Raw genomic sequence first — 14,395 nt, 5'->3', positions numbered from 1 at the left:
AGGGCCTGTTGACCTTTCAGGATTAAAATTTGTTCAATTTAGGGGCTATTTAATCGCGGCGCGAGGTTTGTAACCTAGTGGGCTAAGTAAAAACCGAGCAACAAAGAGTTAATCGTCCCTAGAAAGAACCCAAAGGGCAGTGTATGTTTGGTATTTATGCTGCGTTATCGCCTATTTATGGGGAATGACCACACTACATAGCCTCTGCCTTGCCTAAAAACCAAACACACTACTGCAAATTCAATCGCCAAAATTCAACATACCCTAATGTTGTGTTAAATCATATTCATATTACAACTTGATTAAAGATGCTTATCGGCTTATAAATTTATAATAGCCTTGAAGAGAAATTCGCTCTTTGCTAGCCGGCTTTTGATTATTTTTATTTGCATGCAAGCATGAAAAATAACGCATAAGCTGTTACCGAACCGCTAAGCTATAAATCTAGGAGCGATTAAATTGCGCCTAGATTTAATAAATTTCAATCCTTAAAGACTAACAAGTCCTAATATTTAAGCATTAATTAAGCTACTTAAAAATGCTCTTTTTTTACTTAATCAAGTAAATTAATACTTTTAATAGCAAACTAAATTTTAACGTTCACTGAATTTTTAAATTTAGGGCTTTTAAATGAAAGAATCATGAATTTGGCCATATAAACAGCGTTTTAAATACAAATTCATTTACATTTAATATTTAACTCATACACTACTAGCTGTATGATCACGCTTCAAATTAGTTAGTCTTCAAATAATTACGGTATTACTTTTTACTTAATATTTAAAGACTAATGTAATTCGATATGACGCCGAATTTATTTTGGCTTGTTAGGACAACTAAAGAGGTATTGCATGAAGGAAAATCATGACAAATATAGTATTGACAACACGGATTACACCGTAGGTCAGGACAACGTACAAAAGTGGGGGTTTGATATTCACAACCCTGTTTTTGGAACTAGTGCGGGCCTGATTGTCATCTTTTTAATCGCCATACTTGTTACCGACCCACAAACTGCAAAAACAGCGCTTGATAGTATCAAGACCGATATTATTAATAATTTTGATGCCCTATTTATGTGGGCTGCTAACTTCTTTGTACTCTTTTGTTTAGCACTTATTGTTTCTCCTTACGGTAATATTCGCCTTGGTGGTGATGACGCTAAACCTTCTCACTCTCGCGTTTCATGGCTTGCTATGTTATTTGCTGCCGGTATGGGTATCGGCCTTATGTTTTGGGGCGTTGCTGAACCAGTTGCTTACTTTACTGGTTGGTACGAAACACCGCTTAATGTAGCCGCTAATACACCAGAAGCTGCAAAATTAGCAATGGGCGCAACTATGTTTCATTGGGGTCTTCACCCTTGGGCTATTTACGCTGTTGTTGGTTTATCTCTTGCATTTTTTACCTATAACAAAGGTTTACCACTTTCAATTCGTTCTATTTTTTACCCTATATTAGGTGATAGAGCGTGGGGTTGGCCTGGTCATATCATTGATATCTTAGCTGTACTTGCTACGTTATTTGGCCTTGCAACATCTTTAGGTTTAGGTGCGCAGCAAGCTTCTGCAGGCATTAACCATGTATTTGGTACAGAAGGTGGCATTGGCTCTCAAATTCTAGTTATTGCGGGTGTAACACTTTTAGCCATTGTCTCTGTGGTTCGTGGTATTGACGGTGGTGTGAAACTACTAAGTAATGTAAATATGCTAATTGCGTTTTCATTATTATTGTTTGTATGTTTAGTAGGCTTTGCTGTAGCAATGGGTAATGTACCCACTACCGTGATGGGCTATGTAGAAAATATTATTCCATTGAGTAATCCTCACGGTCGTGAAGACGAAACATGGATGCATGGTTGGACTGTGTTTTACTGGGCTTGGTGGATTTCCTGGTCACCGTTTGTAGGTATGTTTATCGCGCGTGTATCACGTGGTCGTACAATTCGTGAATTCTTAATTGCGGTTTTACTTATTCCTACTCTAGTTACTGTTTTATGGATGTCTATTTACGGTGGTATTGCGATTGATCAAGTAGTTAATGGTGTTGGTGCGTTAGGCACTAATGGTTTAACTGATGTACCTTTAGCTATGTTCCAAATGCTTGATGAATTACCTTTATCTAATATTTTATCGTTTATTGCAATTTTATTAGTGTTGGTATTTTTCATTACGTCATCTGACTCTGGTTCATTAGTAATTGATTCAATTACAGCTGGCGGTAAAATTGATGCACCGGTACCACAACGTATATTTTGGGCATCGGTTGAGGGCGCAATTGCAGCTGCTTTACTTTGGATTGGTGGCACACAAGCAATTGAAGCACTACAAGCAGGCGCTGTCTCTACAGGCTTGCCATTTACTATTGTATTATTATTTATGTGTTTAAGTTTAGTTTTAGGTTTACGAACTGAGCCTCGCCCAGTTAAATAATACTTTTAGTAAGTAACACTTTTAATTAGTAACGAAAACGCCGCAATTTTTGCGGCGTTTTTTTGTTTGGTCATTAAAAGCTAGAACCACAGCTCTGAGATTGGAGTATCTACACGATAATGATAACTCAGTTGCGCTTGTAAAAGTTCTGCTGTAGCAAGTGCATCCGTTAACGCATTGTGATTTTGATATGCTGGTAGGGAATAACGCGCACGGCAATCTGTTAGCCTAAGAGAACCTAATTTTGTGTTAAACAATCGCCCTAATAAACCCTGCCTTGCTTTTAGTGCTCTTTTTTCTATTTCCATTGTATCAACAAGTGCAAACTCAATACCTTCTTTAAGCCTTAACAATAACGCATTATTTAAAAAGTGACGTTCTATTGCGGCATAATGCACCACGACAACTTTACCACTGAGCGCTTCAAGTAAAGGCTCTATAATTTGATTAAAGTCGGGGGCGTCGTCCACCTCAGAGTGCGTTATTCCATGTATTAAAATAGACTCTTCATGAAGGTTGCGCCTAGGCTGCACAACCCAATGCCGACTGTGCTTACAATAAATGCGCTCTAAATTGAACGGCACTAAACCAACACTCACTATATCGTCGTTTTGGCTATTTAAGCCTGTTGTTTCAAAATCCATTGCTACAAAAGGTACGTCTTTTATTGCAGCTTTGTCTTGATTATAAGCACCCGCATAAAAGTGTTTTAAGAGTTTATTTTTGGTGCTATTGGCAAGCTCGTTATACCTAGCTTGCCAATCAATTGCTTTATGATTACGCGGATTCATAGGCTACTTCACACCAGAGTTTGCTGTGTAGCTAAATTTTAAATAGCTTTGTGCTTTTTCTAAAATGGCAAATGCCTCTTTTAAGTTTCGTTGCTCGAACGGAGAAAGTAAATGTGGATCTAAGTCGTTATCGGGCTCTTCGCCCTTCTCTATTTGCCACGCTTGATGGCGAATTCGCATCATGGCAATATACTCAAGTGCATCACGTAAATCTTGCGCTTTACCCTGTGGTAAAAGTTTCGCTTCAATAATGTCTTCTAGTCGCTCAAACGAATTTTGTTTACGCGAACCAATAGCCAATGCGTGCACGCGAATAACATCAGAAAGAGGTGCAGTCCCTCTTCGCTTTAAGTTCATTGAACGCTTATGTTGGCCATTATGCTCCATAACAAAGCCTTTAAAGAAACCAAGTGGAGGTGTTCTATTTCTAGCATTTGCTGCCATATTAGCTAAAAATACGCGATTTACTTTACTTTGTTTTGCTATAAATATTTTAAGCTCGTCGGCCCACTTGGTTTTACCCCACACACCGTCTAAGTCAAAAAATATAGAACTATTAAGCAGTGCTTGTGGTTTTGGCTGCGCTATCCAATCTGCAAATTGATCGAACCACTGTGAGCGAGTTTTACGCCATTTTTTAAACGACGCCATAATTTCTCCATCACAGTAGGTGTAACCACACTGCGCTAAACCATCACACACAAAATCGGCAATATTTTGAAAATACGCGTTATGTTTTTCGTCGTCGTAACTGTCATCTAAAATAAGCGCGTTGTCTTGATCGGTTACAATAAGTTGCTCGTCTCGAGCCATTGAGCCCAGAGCAATAAAACAGTAAGGCACAGGAGGTGGCCCAAAATTTTCTTCTGCTAATACAAGTAGTCTTTGTTTAAATGTACGCCCTATAACAGCCATGGCTGTACCAACCATGTGTGAGTTTGCATCTTCGTTAACCATACGAACAAACACATTGGGCAATTGGCGCGCATAATGCGCCAAATCCTCTATTGTTTGTTGAGCCAGTATGCCACGCACTAACAGTAAGCTGCTTTGGGATTCATAACGCAAAATATCAGAGAGAGAGATAACTCCTATTGGGCATCTTTTCTGTACGACTGGCAAATGATGTAAGTTATCTCTAAGCATGGCAAGTACTGCTTCGAAAATATAGTCATTAGCATCTAAAAGCACTAAGTTAGTAGACATAATATCTTTTGCTTGCGTGTTAAAGGCAAGCCCTTTAGCCACTACTTTAGTGCGTAAATCCCTATCAGTTATTATACCAACTACTTGTCCATCATCTTCTTCTGGGTCATCATTTATGGGTTTATTTACATCTGTTACCAACACTGACGATACCGCCTCTTCGGTCATTAATTTAGCGATATCTTGTATCGTAGAAGTTGCATCTACGGTGACTACATCTCTGTGAATTAATGATTTTACCTTCGCGGTTGTCAGGTCATTGCCATCAGCTTGCTCGACAATAGCTTGATGCAAACGCACGTTACCGTCTGTTTCGAAGTAATCAGCAAACGCATCAAACTCATCACAGTAACAATTAAAGAGCTCAACATTTATGCAATAAACTAACGTATCTTCCAGAGCAGTTGCAGGAAAACGTACCTTACGGTTCATCAATAAACCCATTTGACCAAATATACCTGCGGTAGCCAAACGATTGTACAGCTCGCCATTTCGGCGGTACATTTCTACAGAGCCACTTCTAATTACATACAAATCAGAAATGTCTTGTCCAAAACTCAAGATATCTGTTTTTGCTCTAAAATAAGCCACTTCTACTTGTTGAGCTAGCTCATTAAGCGCTTTTTGAGGTAAGTCATCAAAAGGAGGATGTTGTGCTAAAAATTGTGCGATTTCAACTTGTTCGGCTTGCATAAATCCCTTCCTGTATGCGCATTAAAATGACTAAATCTGTTTTGCAGATTAACACTATCATCGGGGTGTGAAAACAATTACTGTACAAATTTAGGCACAAAAAAAGAGCCTAAATAGACTCTTTAAATGTGATACTTATTGTATAAATTTATTTACCGCGCTGAGCGTCTTTTTGGGCTTTTTTAGCTTCTTTACGTTGCTGTAAAACAGCTTGTGCTTCATTACCAATATGGCCCTCACCACGCGCTTGCGCTAATTCTATTTGCTTTTGGCGCTCTGCAAAACGTGCGCGTTGTTCGTCCGTAACTTCTTCAATACAATGATGACAAGAGACGCCTTCCATGTATTCAGGCTTTAACTTTTCGTCTTCTGTAATTGGCATACGACACGCGTGGCATTGATCATAAGAGCCTTTTTGTAGGTCATGATCAACCGCAACGCGATTATCAAATACAAAACACTCGCCTTCCCACATGGTTTCTTCTTTTGGCACTTCTTCTAGGTATTTTAAGATACCGCCTTCAAGGTGATAAACTTCATCAAAACCTTGCTCTTTCATGTAGGCTGTCGATTTTTCGCAGCGGATACCGCCGGTACAAAACATCGCCACTTTTTTGTGTTTTTCAGGGTCTAAGTTTTCTTTTGCCCACTGTGGAAATTCGCGGAACGTTTTGGTATTTGGATCGACCGCATTTTGAAATGTACCAATTTCAATTTCGTAATCATTACGTGTATCAATTAAAATTACTTCAGGGTCAGATATAAGTGCGTTCCACTCATTTGGCTTAACATAGCTACCCACAACTTTAAGCGGATCTACGCCTTCAACGCCCATTGTTACAATTTCTTTTTTTAGTTTTACTTTAGTGCGGTAAAACGGACATTCATCGTCGTAAGATTCTTTTGTAACGATGTTTTTTAAATTTGGTTGCTCATCTAGCCATGCTAATAAGTTGTCTATCCCTTCACGTTTTGCAGAAACAGTGCCGTTTATACCTTCGGCAGCGAGCAATAAAGTACCACGTACTTCATTTGCTTCCATCACTTCTAGTAATGGCTTACGGATAGCTTCAAATTCAGGTAAACCTACAAACTTATACAGCGCACATACTACAAAGTGATCGCCCGTTACATTATCTTTATGAACAACAGTCATTATATTTCCTATTTTGCCTTGTTAGCCAATATTGGTGTTTACCGAATCGTAAATCCGGCGCATATGGGGCGCGTATTTTACGCTTTTTTAGTTTAATTGCAAAAAATAGCGCTATAGATTGGTTTTTACTGTTAGCGACCTAGCTGTGTAAGCTATAATGCGCTGATAAATTTATAGAGTTAATTTGCTCATTTTGGAGAAACACACATTGCAGTTTACTGATCTTGGGATTGATACACGCCTTGAAACACAACTAGCACATCAAGGGATCACCCAGCCCACCGATATTCAAGCGCATGCAGTGCCTACCGCACTTGCAGGGCATGACATTTTCGCTCAGTCTAAAACTGGGTCGGGCAAAACCTTGGCGTTTTTATTACCTGCTGTACAAAGGGTTATGAAACAAAAAGCACTCAGCAAACGCGATCCTCGTGTACTTATTGTTGCTCCTACGCGTGAGCTTGCTACGCAAGTATTTACTCAGCTGCGTTTATTAATTGCTGGCACAGCGATTAAGGCAGTTAAAATACTTGGCGGCGAAAACTTTAATGACCAAATAAAAGCACTTAGAAACGACCCACAATTCGTAGTTGCTACACCTGGGCGTTTAGCTGATCACATTACAAAACGCTCATTACAATTGAGCGGACTAGAACTGCTTATTTTTGATGAAGCCGATCGTATTTTAGATTTAGGTTTTACTGAGCAGTTAAAAATGATTAACGAGCAAGCTAATCACCGTTTACGTCAAACGTTATTGTTTTCTGCAACACTTGACCATGCACAAGTAGATGCTCTATCACGTAACCTATTAAAAAAACCAAAGCAAATTACGCTAAGTGCAGCAAATGAGCAACATAGCGATATTAAACAAACGTTATACCTTGCCGATCACCTTGATCATAAAGAAGCGCTATTAGAGCACTTTTTAAACCAAGATGATGTTGGTCAATGTATTATCTTCACAGCAACGCGTTCTGACACGAGCCGTTTGAGTGAAGCGCTTAATGCTAAAGGCTTCAAATCTGTAGCGCTTGCTGGTGATTTAACGCAAAGTAAACGTTTAGATATCATGGATTCGTTTAGTCGCGAAAACTTTAAAATATTGATCACCACCGACGTTGCATCTCGTGGTTTAGATTTACTAAGCGTAACGCATGTTATTAACTTTGATTTACCAAAACACGCTGAAGAATATGTACACCGCATAGGTCGCACAGGACGAGCAGGCTTTAAAGGTAACGCAATCTCATTAGTTGGCCCAAAAGATTGGGCAAGTTATTTAGCTATTAAAGCATTTTTAAATGACGAATTAAAATTTGCGAGCGTAGAGAGCTTAAAAGCTAAGTTTAAAGGTTTAAAAGAGAAAAAACCTGAGGCAGCGTGGGACAAATCTAAAGAAAAAGCCGCCGCTGTTAAAAAGCCTGCATTTAAGCGCAAAGCTAAACCTAAAAAGCCTACAGCACCAATTAAAGCACCGATGAACATTGATGGCGATACACCAATGCGCCGTAAAAAAAAGCCTGAGCAGGAATAATTATGAGTTACCTAGGAACCACACAAACATTATTTGTAAAAGAAGTGAGTAACGAAGGTGCTTACTTAGACGGCCATGATTTAGGTGAAGTATTTTTACCAAAACAAGAAATAAAACATGAGCTTGAAGCGGGCGATAGTATTAGTGTATTTATCTTTTTAGACAATGCTAATTTGGCCACAGCAACAATAAAGAAACCACATGCTCAAGTTGGCGAGTATGCCCTACTGCGCGTTAAAGAAATAAATAGTATTGGGGCGTTTTTAGATTGGGGGCTTGAGAAAGATGTGCTTGCACCTTTTAATGAACAAAAACCACGCATGCAAGAAGGCCATTCTTATTTAGTACGTCTGTACCTTGATAATGCAAGCCAGCGTATTTGTGCCTCAAACAACTTTAATCGTTTCCTGTCAAAAGATGAGCCGCAATATACTCACTTACAAGAAGTGGATTTAATTGTTGCTGGAAAAACAGATATTGGCTACAAAGTATTAATTGAAGAATCGCACTTCGGTGTTGTTTTTTACAATATGGTATTTAAAAGCTTATTTGTGGGTCAAAAGCTTAAAGGCTATATTCAAAAAGTACGTGTCGACGGAAAAATTGATGTTGTACTAGAAAAGCCAGGTATGGGAAAAGTAAGTGACCTTGGTGAAACTATTATGCAAAAACTTAAAAACGAAGGCGGTGTTATTCCACTTGGTGATAAGTCTGATCCTGAAGCAATAAAAAAGATGTTTTCTACCAGTAAGGCTAATTATAAAAAAGCAATTGGTGGCTTATTTAAACAAGAGTTAATAGATATTGAAGCAAAATCAATCCGTTTGAAGTAACAAAAATGCGTTTAGTATACTTACTAAACGCTTTAATTTTTTAGATTAGTTGATTTGAAAATAAGGTTTTTATCGTTTATTAAACCTAAAATATTAACGAAAGTGTATCAACCTAAAATATACTTATAAGGTAAAGTACATTGCGTATATTGCCTGGAATAATCAAGCGCATCTTCTTTAGTTTCTAGATTAAGTGGTGCTAAACGAAATACCTTTTTGTCACAGTCTTGTTTTCGCTCATCGTGATTATCAACACATTCACTTATACTAATATTATGGTTACTTAAGACGCCTTCATTTTTATAACATAAATGATAAGCGTAATCAGCCATCGTCTTTTTAAAATCATATACGTTAATAGGGTAGCTAGAAATAATATCTGTAACCTTTGTCACGCCATCATAAGCTTTACTTGAAAGAACATACTTGTTAACTAAAAAACCCGCAATAATAATGAAAAACAAACCAAAAAACGACTTCAAAATAGATCCCCTACTGAATTTTGATACTATTAATGTAGCATAATATACCAATTAAGTAAGGGCATAGCACTTAACAACTACTTTTTATTGAATTAAGCAATGGACTTGTTAATATCAGTTAATACTCTCAAAGGGTTTTCAGATTGCGTTATAGGCCGTCCAATCACTAAATAATCACTACCAGCATCAATGGCTTGCTTAGGTGTCATGATACGCTTTTGATCGCCTGCTGCACTCCCTTCTGGACGAATACCTGGAGTGATAAGTTTAAAGCTTTCCCCCAGCTCGGATTTAAGTACCTCAGCTTCTTGCGCTGAACATACAACACCGTCAAGTCCAGCCTCTTGAGCAAGTTTAGCTAAATAGATAACTTGCTCTTTCGCCGGCTTATCAATACCTAAACGCTCAAGCTCTTTTTCATCCATGCTTGTTAAAACAGTCACAGCAATTAGCAAAGGTGCTTTATCACCAAATTTTTCTAGGGCCATTTTAGCTTTATTCATCATTTCAAAGCCACCAGATGCATGTACATTAACCATCCATACTCCCATTTTTGCAGCTGCAGTCACAGCCTTTGCAACTGTATTAGGAATGTCATGAAACTTTAAGTCTAGGAAAACATCAAAGCCTAAATCAATTAGTTCTTTAACAAAAGTAGGACCAAAATAAGTAAACATCTCTTTGCCAACTTTAAGGCGACATGTCTCTGGTGAAAGTTGCTTAACAAAGTCTAGAGCTATTTGTTGATCGTCGTAATCTAATGCTATAAGAATTTTTTTTGAGTGTTCAAAAGACATAACTATCCTAATGTATGGCTATAAAGTAACTATAAATAGATCTAATGCGATATCTTCAGCAGGTGATTTTAAGTGTTGATAAATGAAATTTATATAGACTGTGTTTTACAAAAATTTCAACTAAGTAAACACTCAGTTTAATTTGCTAAAATGATCATCTTTAAATCCAGTATTATTAAAGGGGTTATTAAAATCCGTCTAATCCTCTACTTGGAACAATAGTTTCCCAATGTTTACAAGAAGGGCAATTCCAATAAATCGTGTAGCTAGTAAAGCCACAGTGCTGACATTGAAAGTCAGGTTTAGTCGCTATGTAAGAAGTAACCAATTTATCAATTTGATTCAGTACTTCTTTTGTGTTTTTGTTTTGATCACCCATCAATTGCAGTAAAAAACTAAAACCACGAATAGTAGGTTGACGTTTTAAACTATCAGTTAAAAAATCAAAAGCTTGTTTTGTATGCCCTTGTTCTAGCAAAGCTTGGCAGTGTTTTATTTTTATTAATACACCGCCCTTTTCTAACAAGTCACCTACTAGCTCATGAAATTGATGCGTTAAATTTAATTGTTTATAACTATGTGCGAGCTGATCAATAAATAGCGGAGCAAACAAAGTAAATTGAGTAACAAGTTCACGCCAGTAATAAATTGCTTTAACGTAGTCTTCTTTTATATAAGCCAATAAACCTAATTCGTACAGAGGACGCACTGCTTTATAATTTAAGCTAATTGCTTTTCTCATTAATTGTGGATTATCATCACTCAGAGCAGATTCGCAATAAAAATTAGCAATAGCTTTGAATTGCTGTTCTTTAGAAAATAACTCGCTATGGGCTTCAAACATATTAATACCTTTTTCCCATTCGCGAGTTTGCGAATACAAAGTTATAATAGGTTCGAGCGCTTCAACATGCCCTGCTTTAACTAGCCAGACTAAATGTTCTTCAGCACCATCAAGTAAACCAGCCATAATATAGTCTTCAGCAAGTTCTAAACGGCTTGTTGCAGCTTGTTGTTCATTTAAGCTTGGGTGTTTTAAAAGTAGTTCATGGATTTTTATTGCGCGGTCTAGTTCACCTCGACGGCGAAACATAGTGGCAAGTGTAGAATAGTGCTCGACTGAATCAGCCGAAACTTCAAGCAAGTTAATTAAATGCTCTAAGCCCTGGTCTTCTTCTCTATCGAGTAAAAACTTTAAGCCTTTACTGTATTCAGAGGTAATCTGACGATTAAGTAAGTGAGCTTGGTTTTTAGCACTGTTTTTCCCCATAATCCAACCGTAACCGGCTGCAACAGGGAGTAATAAAAACAAAAGCTCAATCATAATTAAATGTCTTTATTAGCAGCAAGCTTTTTTTTATCTTCTTCAGGTACTAATAACTTTTTCAACCGATAGTTTTGCCACTTCAATTGTGAAAATAATTTAAAGCTAATAAAAAAACCGATCAAAACACCCAGTAAAAAGCAAATACTTATTATTACAGCTAAAGGTAATGTATTACTGGCAATAATATAATTAATTTGTACTAATTGTGGATTTTGAGAACCCAATACAAATGCGCTAATTAGGCATAGCGCAACCAGAATAATTTTTAAGACCTTAAACAAGTAACTACTCCACTAAGTTAACTAGGCAATACTTTCATTCACGCGGTCGCGTAATTCTTTACCCGGTTTAAAATGAGGTACATGCTTTCCGTCAAGCTCAACTGTATCGCCAGTCTTAGGGTTACGACCTGTGCGAGGAGCACGGAAATGCAAAGAGAAACTACCAAAACCTCTGATCTCAATACGATCTGAAGTAGATAATGAGCCGGCCATTTGTTCAAGAATTTCTTTTACAGCATTCTCAACATCTTTCACTGGAACGTGTGCGTGTTGTTCCGCAAGTGTTTCTATCAATTCTGACTTAGTCATATCGTTTCCTTAAAAAGAAATATAGGAAGGGCAAAAAATGCCCTTCCAACTAAAACTAATTATATATTAGTCTTTTTGTGCATTTGCGAAAGCAGCTGCCATTGCGTTTTCAAACACTGGCTCTTCTTTCTTAAGCTTCTCTAGTACTTCTTTCTCTTCTGCTTCGAAAAGAGCTTTTACAGATAAGCTTAAAGTGCGGTTCTTACGATCAACACCAACGTATTTAACTTCAATTTCGTCGCCTACAGAAACAACAGTAGTTGCATCTTCAACGCGTTCTTGAGCGATATCAGCTACACGGATGTAACCTTCAACGCCTTCGATAAGTTCAACAGTTGCGCCTTTCGCATCAACTTCAGTCACTTTACCTTTAACAATAGCACCTTTTTTGTTTGCATCAAGGTAGTTATTGAATGGGTCAGCTTCGATTTGCTTAACACCTAGAGAGATACGTTCACGCTCTGGGTCAACTTGCAATACGATAGCAGTGATTTCGTCGCCTTTCTTGAATTCACGTACAGCTTCTTCGCCAGGTGTATTCCAAGAAATATCTGAAAGGTGTACAAGACCGTCAATACCACCGTCAAGACCGATAAAGATACCGAAGTCAGTGATTGATTTGATCTTACCAGTAACTTGATCGCCTTTGTTCTGTAGACGAGCAAATTCCTGCCAAGGATTAGCAATACATTGCTTAAGACCAAGAGAAATACGACGACGTTCTTCGTCAATTTCTAAAACCATAACTTCAACAGTGTCGCCAAGGCTTACAACTTTTGAAGGATGGATGTTCTTGTTAGTCCAATCCATTTCAGAAACGTGTACTAAACCTTCAACGCCTTCTTCGATTTCCACGAAACAGCCGTAATCTGTAAGGTTAGTAACACGACCAGAAAGTTTAGAACCTTCTGGGTAACGACCAGCGATAGCTGCCCATGGATCTTCACCAAGCTGTTTAAGGCCTAGAGATACACGAGTTTTATCTTTGTCGAATTTTAGAACTTTAACTGCGATTTCGTCGCCAACATTAACGATTTCTGAAGGGTGTTTAACACGCTTCCAAGCCATATCAGTAATGTGTAGTAGACCATCAACACCACCAAGGTCAACGAATGCACCGTAGTCAGTAAGGTTCTTAACGATACCTTTAACTTCTTGACCTTCAACAAGGTTAGCAAGAAGCTCTTCACGTTCTTGTGAGTTTTCAGATTCGATAACTGCACGACGTGAAACAACAACGTTGTTACGTTTTTGATCAAGCTTGATTACTTTAAATTCAAGCTCTTTGCCTTCAAGGTGAGTTGTGTCACGTACTGGACGAACATCAACAAGTGAACCAGGTAGGAAAGCACGGATTGAATCAACTTCAACTGTGAAACCGCCTTTAACTTTACCGTTGATAACACCGGTAACAGTTTCTTGCTCTTCACATGCTTTCTCAAGACGGATCCACGCTTCGTGACGCTTCGCTTTCTCACGAGAAAGGATAGTTTCACCGAAACCGTCTTCAATTGCATCTAGTGCAACATCTACTTCGTCGCCAACAGCAACTTCAAGTTCACCAGCAGCATTTTTGAACTGCTCTGCAGGGATAGCACTTTCTGATTTAAGACCAGCATCTACAAGTACAATGTTATTCTCGATAGAGATTACTGTACCTTTAACAATAGAGCCTTGCTCTGCTTCAAAACCCTTTAAGCTTTCTTCAAATAACTGCGCAAAATTTTCTGACATACGAATATACGTCTCATATATTAATACCAATAAGCAACCATGCTGCATGGGGTTGTTAAAATAGCACTGGCATCCTGCTGGTGCATAAAATGTGTTTAGCTTCGTTTAGGAAGCTTACCTTCAGATATCGCAACATCTAATAAAGTCATAACTTTATCAAACACTTGCTGAGCATTGAGTTCGCTAGTATCGAGTTCAATAGCATCGTCTGCCGGCACAAGCGGAGCAACGGCACGATTCATATCGCGCTCGTCACGAGCTTGAATGTCCTGTAATAGACCACTCAGTGTAACATCAAGGCCGCGCGTATTCAACTCAACAAAACGCCTACGAGCACGCTCTTCTGCACTTGCTGTTAAATAAATTTTTAACGGCGCATCTTGAAAAACCACAGTCCCCATATCGCGACCATCGGCAATTAAGCCACTTTCAGTACGAAACGCTCGCTGGCGACGTAATAATGCTTCACGAACGCGAGGTAATGCTGCAACCTTTGATGCCGCAGCGCCTACTTCTTCATTACGAATAGTAGTCGTTACATCTTCGCCTTCTAAAATAACTTTTCCTGCATTAGTTTGGCTATCTACCAAAAACTGCACATCTAAATTTGCAGCAAGAGGGACAAGCCCTTCTTCATTGTCTAATGCAATTTGGTGATGAAGTGCAGCTAAAGATAAAACGCGATAAATCGCACCGCTATCTAATACATCCCACCCTAACTTGTCGGCTAACAAGCGACAAACAGTTCCTTTACCTGAACCACTTGGGCCATCAACGGTGATCACGGGCATTAATAACGCCTGCATTTAAACCTCCT

13 protein-coding genes are annotated in these 14,395 nt (G+C 38.5%); 3 read left to right on the top strand and 10 right to left on the bottom strand.

What is annotated here, in order from left to right:
* Nucleotides 1-851: 851 nt before the first annotated feature.
* On the top strand, nt 852-2,432 hold the full coding sequence (locus DO88_RS08565) for a BCCT family transporter (protein WP_002961195.1): 1,581 nt from the start codon (nt 852-854) through the stop codon (nt 2,430-2,432).
* Between the two features lie 80 nt (nt 2,433-2,512).
* Here the strand turns inward: DO88_RS08565 and DO88_RS08570 are convergent, their stop codons facing one another.
* The 3 genes from DO88_RS08570 to trhO all read right to left on the bottom strand — a co-directional run bounded on the left by DO88_RS08570 (nt 2,513) and on the right by trhO (nt 6,278).
* A complete protein-coding gene (locus tag DO88_RS08570; RefSeq protein WP_033039579.1) occupies nt 2,513-3,223 on the bottom strand; it encodes a 3'-5' exonuclease in 711 nt (236 codons plus the stop codon).
* A 3-nt stretch (nt 3,224-3,226) separates the two neighbouring features.
* Complete coding sequence (locus tag DO88_RS08575; protein WP_033039577.1) at nt 3,227-5,122, bottom strand: DUF294 nucleotidyltransferase-like domain-containing protein; 1,896 nt, start codon at nt 5,120-5,122, stop codon at nt 3,227-3,229.
* A 148-nt stretch (nt 5,123-5,270) separates the two neighbouring features.
* Nucleotides 5,271-6,278: an oxygen-dependent tRNA uridine(34) hydroxylase TrhO gene (gene trhO, locus DO88_RS08580; RefSeq protein WP_002961191.1), complete on the bottom strand. Its 1,008-nt coding sequence runs from the start codon at nt 6,276-6,278 to the stop codon at nt 5,271-5,273.
* A 208-nt stretch (nt 6,279-6,486) separates the two neighbouring features.
* Here trhO and DO88_RS08585 point away from each other — a divergent pair, with 208 nt between their 5' ends.
* Together DO88_RS08585 and DO88_RS08590 are read left to right on the top strand one after the other, a co-directional pair.
* Nucleotides 6,487-7,815, top strand: a complete 1,329-nt coding sequence (locus DO88_RS08585) for a DEAD/DEAH box helicase (protein ID WP_008139225.1) — start codon at nt 6,487-6,489, stop codon at nt 7,813-7,815.
* Nucleotides 7,816-7,817: 2 nt separating this feature from the next.
* Nucleotides 7,818-8,648, top strand: coding sequence for a CvfB family protein (locus DO88_RS08590; RefSeq protein WP_033039576.1), 831 nt, complete (start codon nt 7,818-7,820; stop codon nt 8,646-8,648).
* A gap of 107 nt (nt 8,649-8,755) precedes the next feature.
* Here the strand turns inward: DO88_RS08590 and DO88_RS08595 are convergent, their stop codons facing one another.
* The 7 genes from DO88_RS08595 to cmk form a co-directional block, all read right to left on the bottom strand.
* Nucleotides 8,756-9,130: a hypothetical protein gene (locus DO88_RS08595; protein WP_008139224.1), complete on the bottom strand. Its 375-nt coding sequence runs from the start codon at nt 9,128-9,130 to the stop codon at nt 8,756-8,758.
* Between the two features lie 92 nt (nt 9,131-9,222).
* A complete protein-coding gene (pyrF, locus tag DO88_RS08600) occupies nt 9,223-9,927 on the bottom strand; it encodes an orotidine-5'-phosphate decarboxylase (protein ID WP_008139217.1) in 705 nt (234 codons plus the stop codon).
* Nucleotides 9,928-10,114: 187 nt separating this feature from the next.
* The gene (gene lapB / locus DO88_RS08605; protein WP_007376595.1) at nt 10,115-11,251 is read right to left on the bottom strand and encodes a lipopolysaccharide assembly protein LapB; all 1,137 of its coding nucleotides are present in this window, start codon (nt 11,249-11,251) and stop codon (nt 10,115-10,117) included.
* A gap of 2 nt (nt 11,252-11,253) precedes the next feature.
* Nucleotides 11,254-11,535, bottom strand: coding sequence for a lipopolysaccharide assembly protein LapA domain-containing protein (locus DO88_RS08610; RefSeq protein ID WP_007376596.1), 282 nt, complete (start codon nt 11,533-11,535; stop codon nt 11,254-11,256).
* Nucleotides 11,536-11,556: 21 nt separating this feature from the next.
* On the bottom strand, nt 11,557-11,844 hold the full coding sequence (gene ihfB / locus DO88_RS08615) for an integration host factor subunit beta (protein ID WP_007376597.1): 288 nt from the start codon (nt 11,842-11,844) through the stop codon (nt 11,557-11,559).
* A gap of 66 nt (nt 11,845-11,910) precedes the next feature.
* The gene (gene rpsA, locus DO88_RS08620) at nt 11,911-13,578 is read right to left on the bottom strand and encodes a 30S ribosomal protein S1 (RefSeq protein WP_002961176.1); all 1,668 of its coding nucleotides are present in this window, start codon (nt 13,576-13,578) and stop codon (nt 11,911-11,913) included.
* 95 nt (nt 13,579-13,673) lie between these two features.
* Complete coding sequence (cmk, locus tag DO88_RS08625) at nt 13,674-14,384, bottom strand: (d)CMP kinase (RefSeq protein ID WP_007376598.1); 711 nt, start codon at nt 14,382-14,384, stop codon at nt 13,674-13,676.
* Nucleotides 14,385-14,395: the final 11 nt, after the last annotated feature.

The organism is Pseudoalteromonas sp. S3431, from assembly GCF_000690035.1.
Taxonomy (GTDB): domain Bacteria; phylum Pseudomonadota; class Gammaproteobacteria; order Enterobacterales; family Alteromonadaceae; genus Pseudoalteromonas; species Pseudoalteromonas fuliginea.
This window is presented reverse-complemented; position numbering and strand designations above follow the sequence as displayed.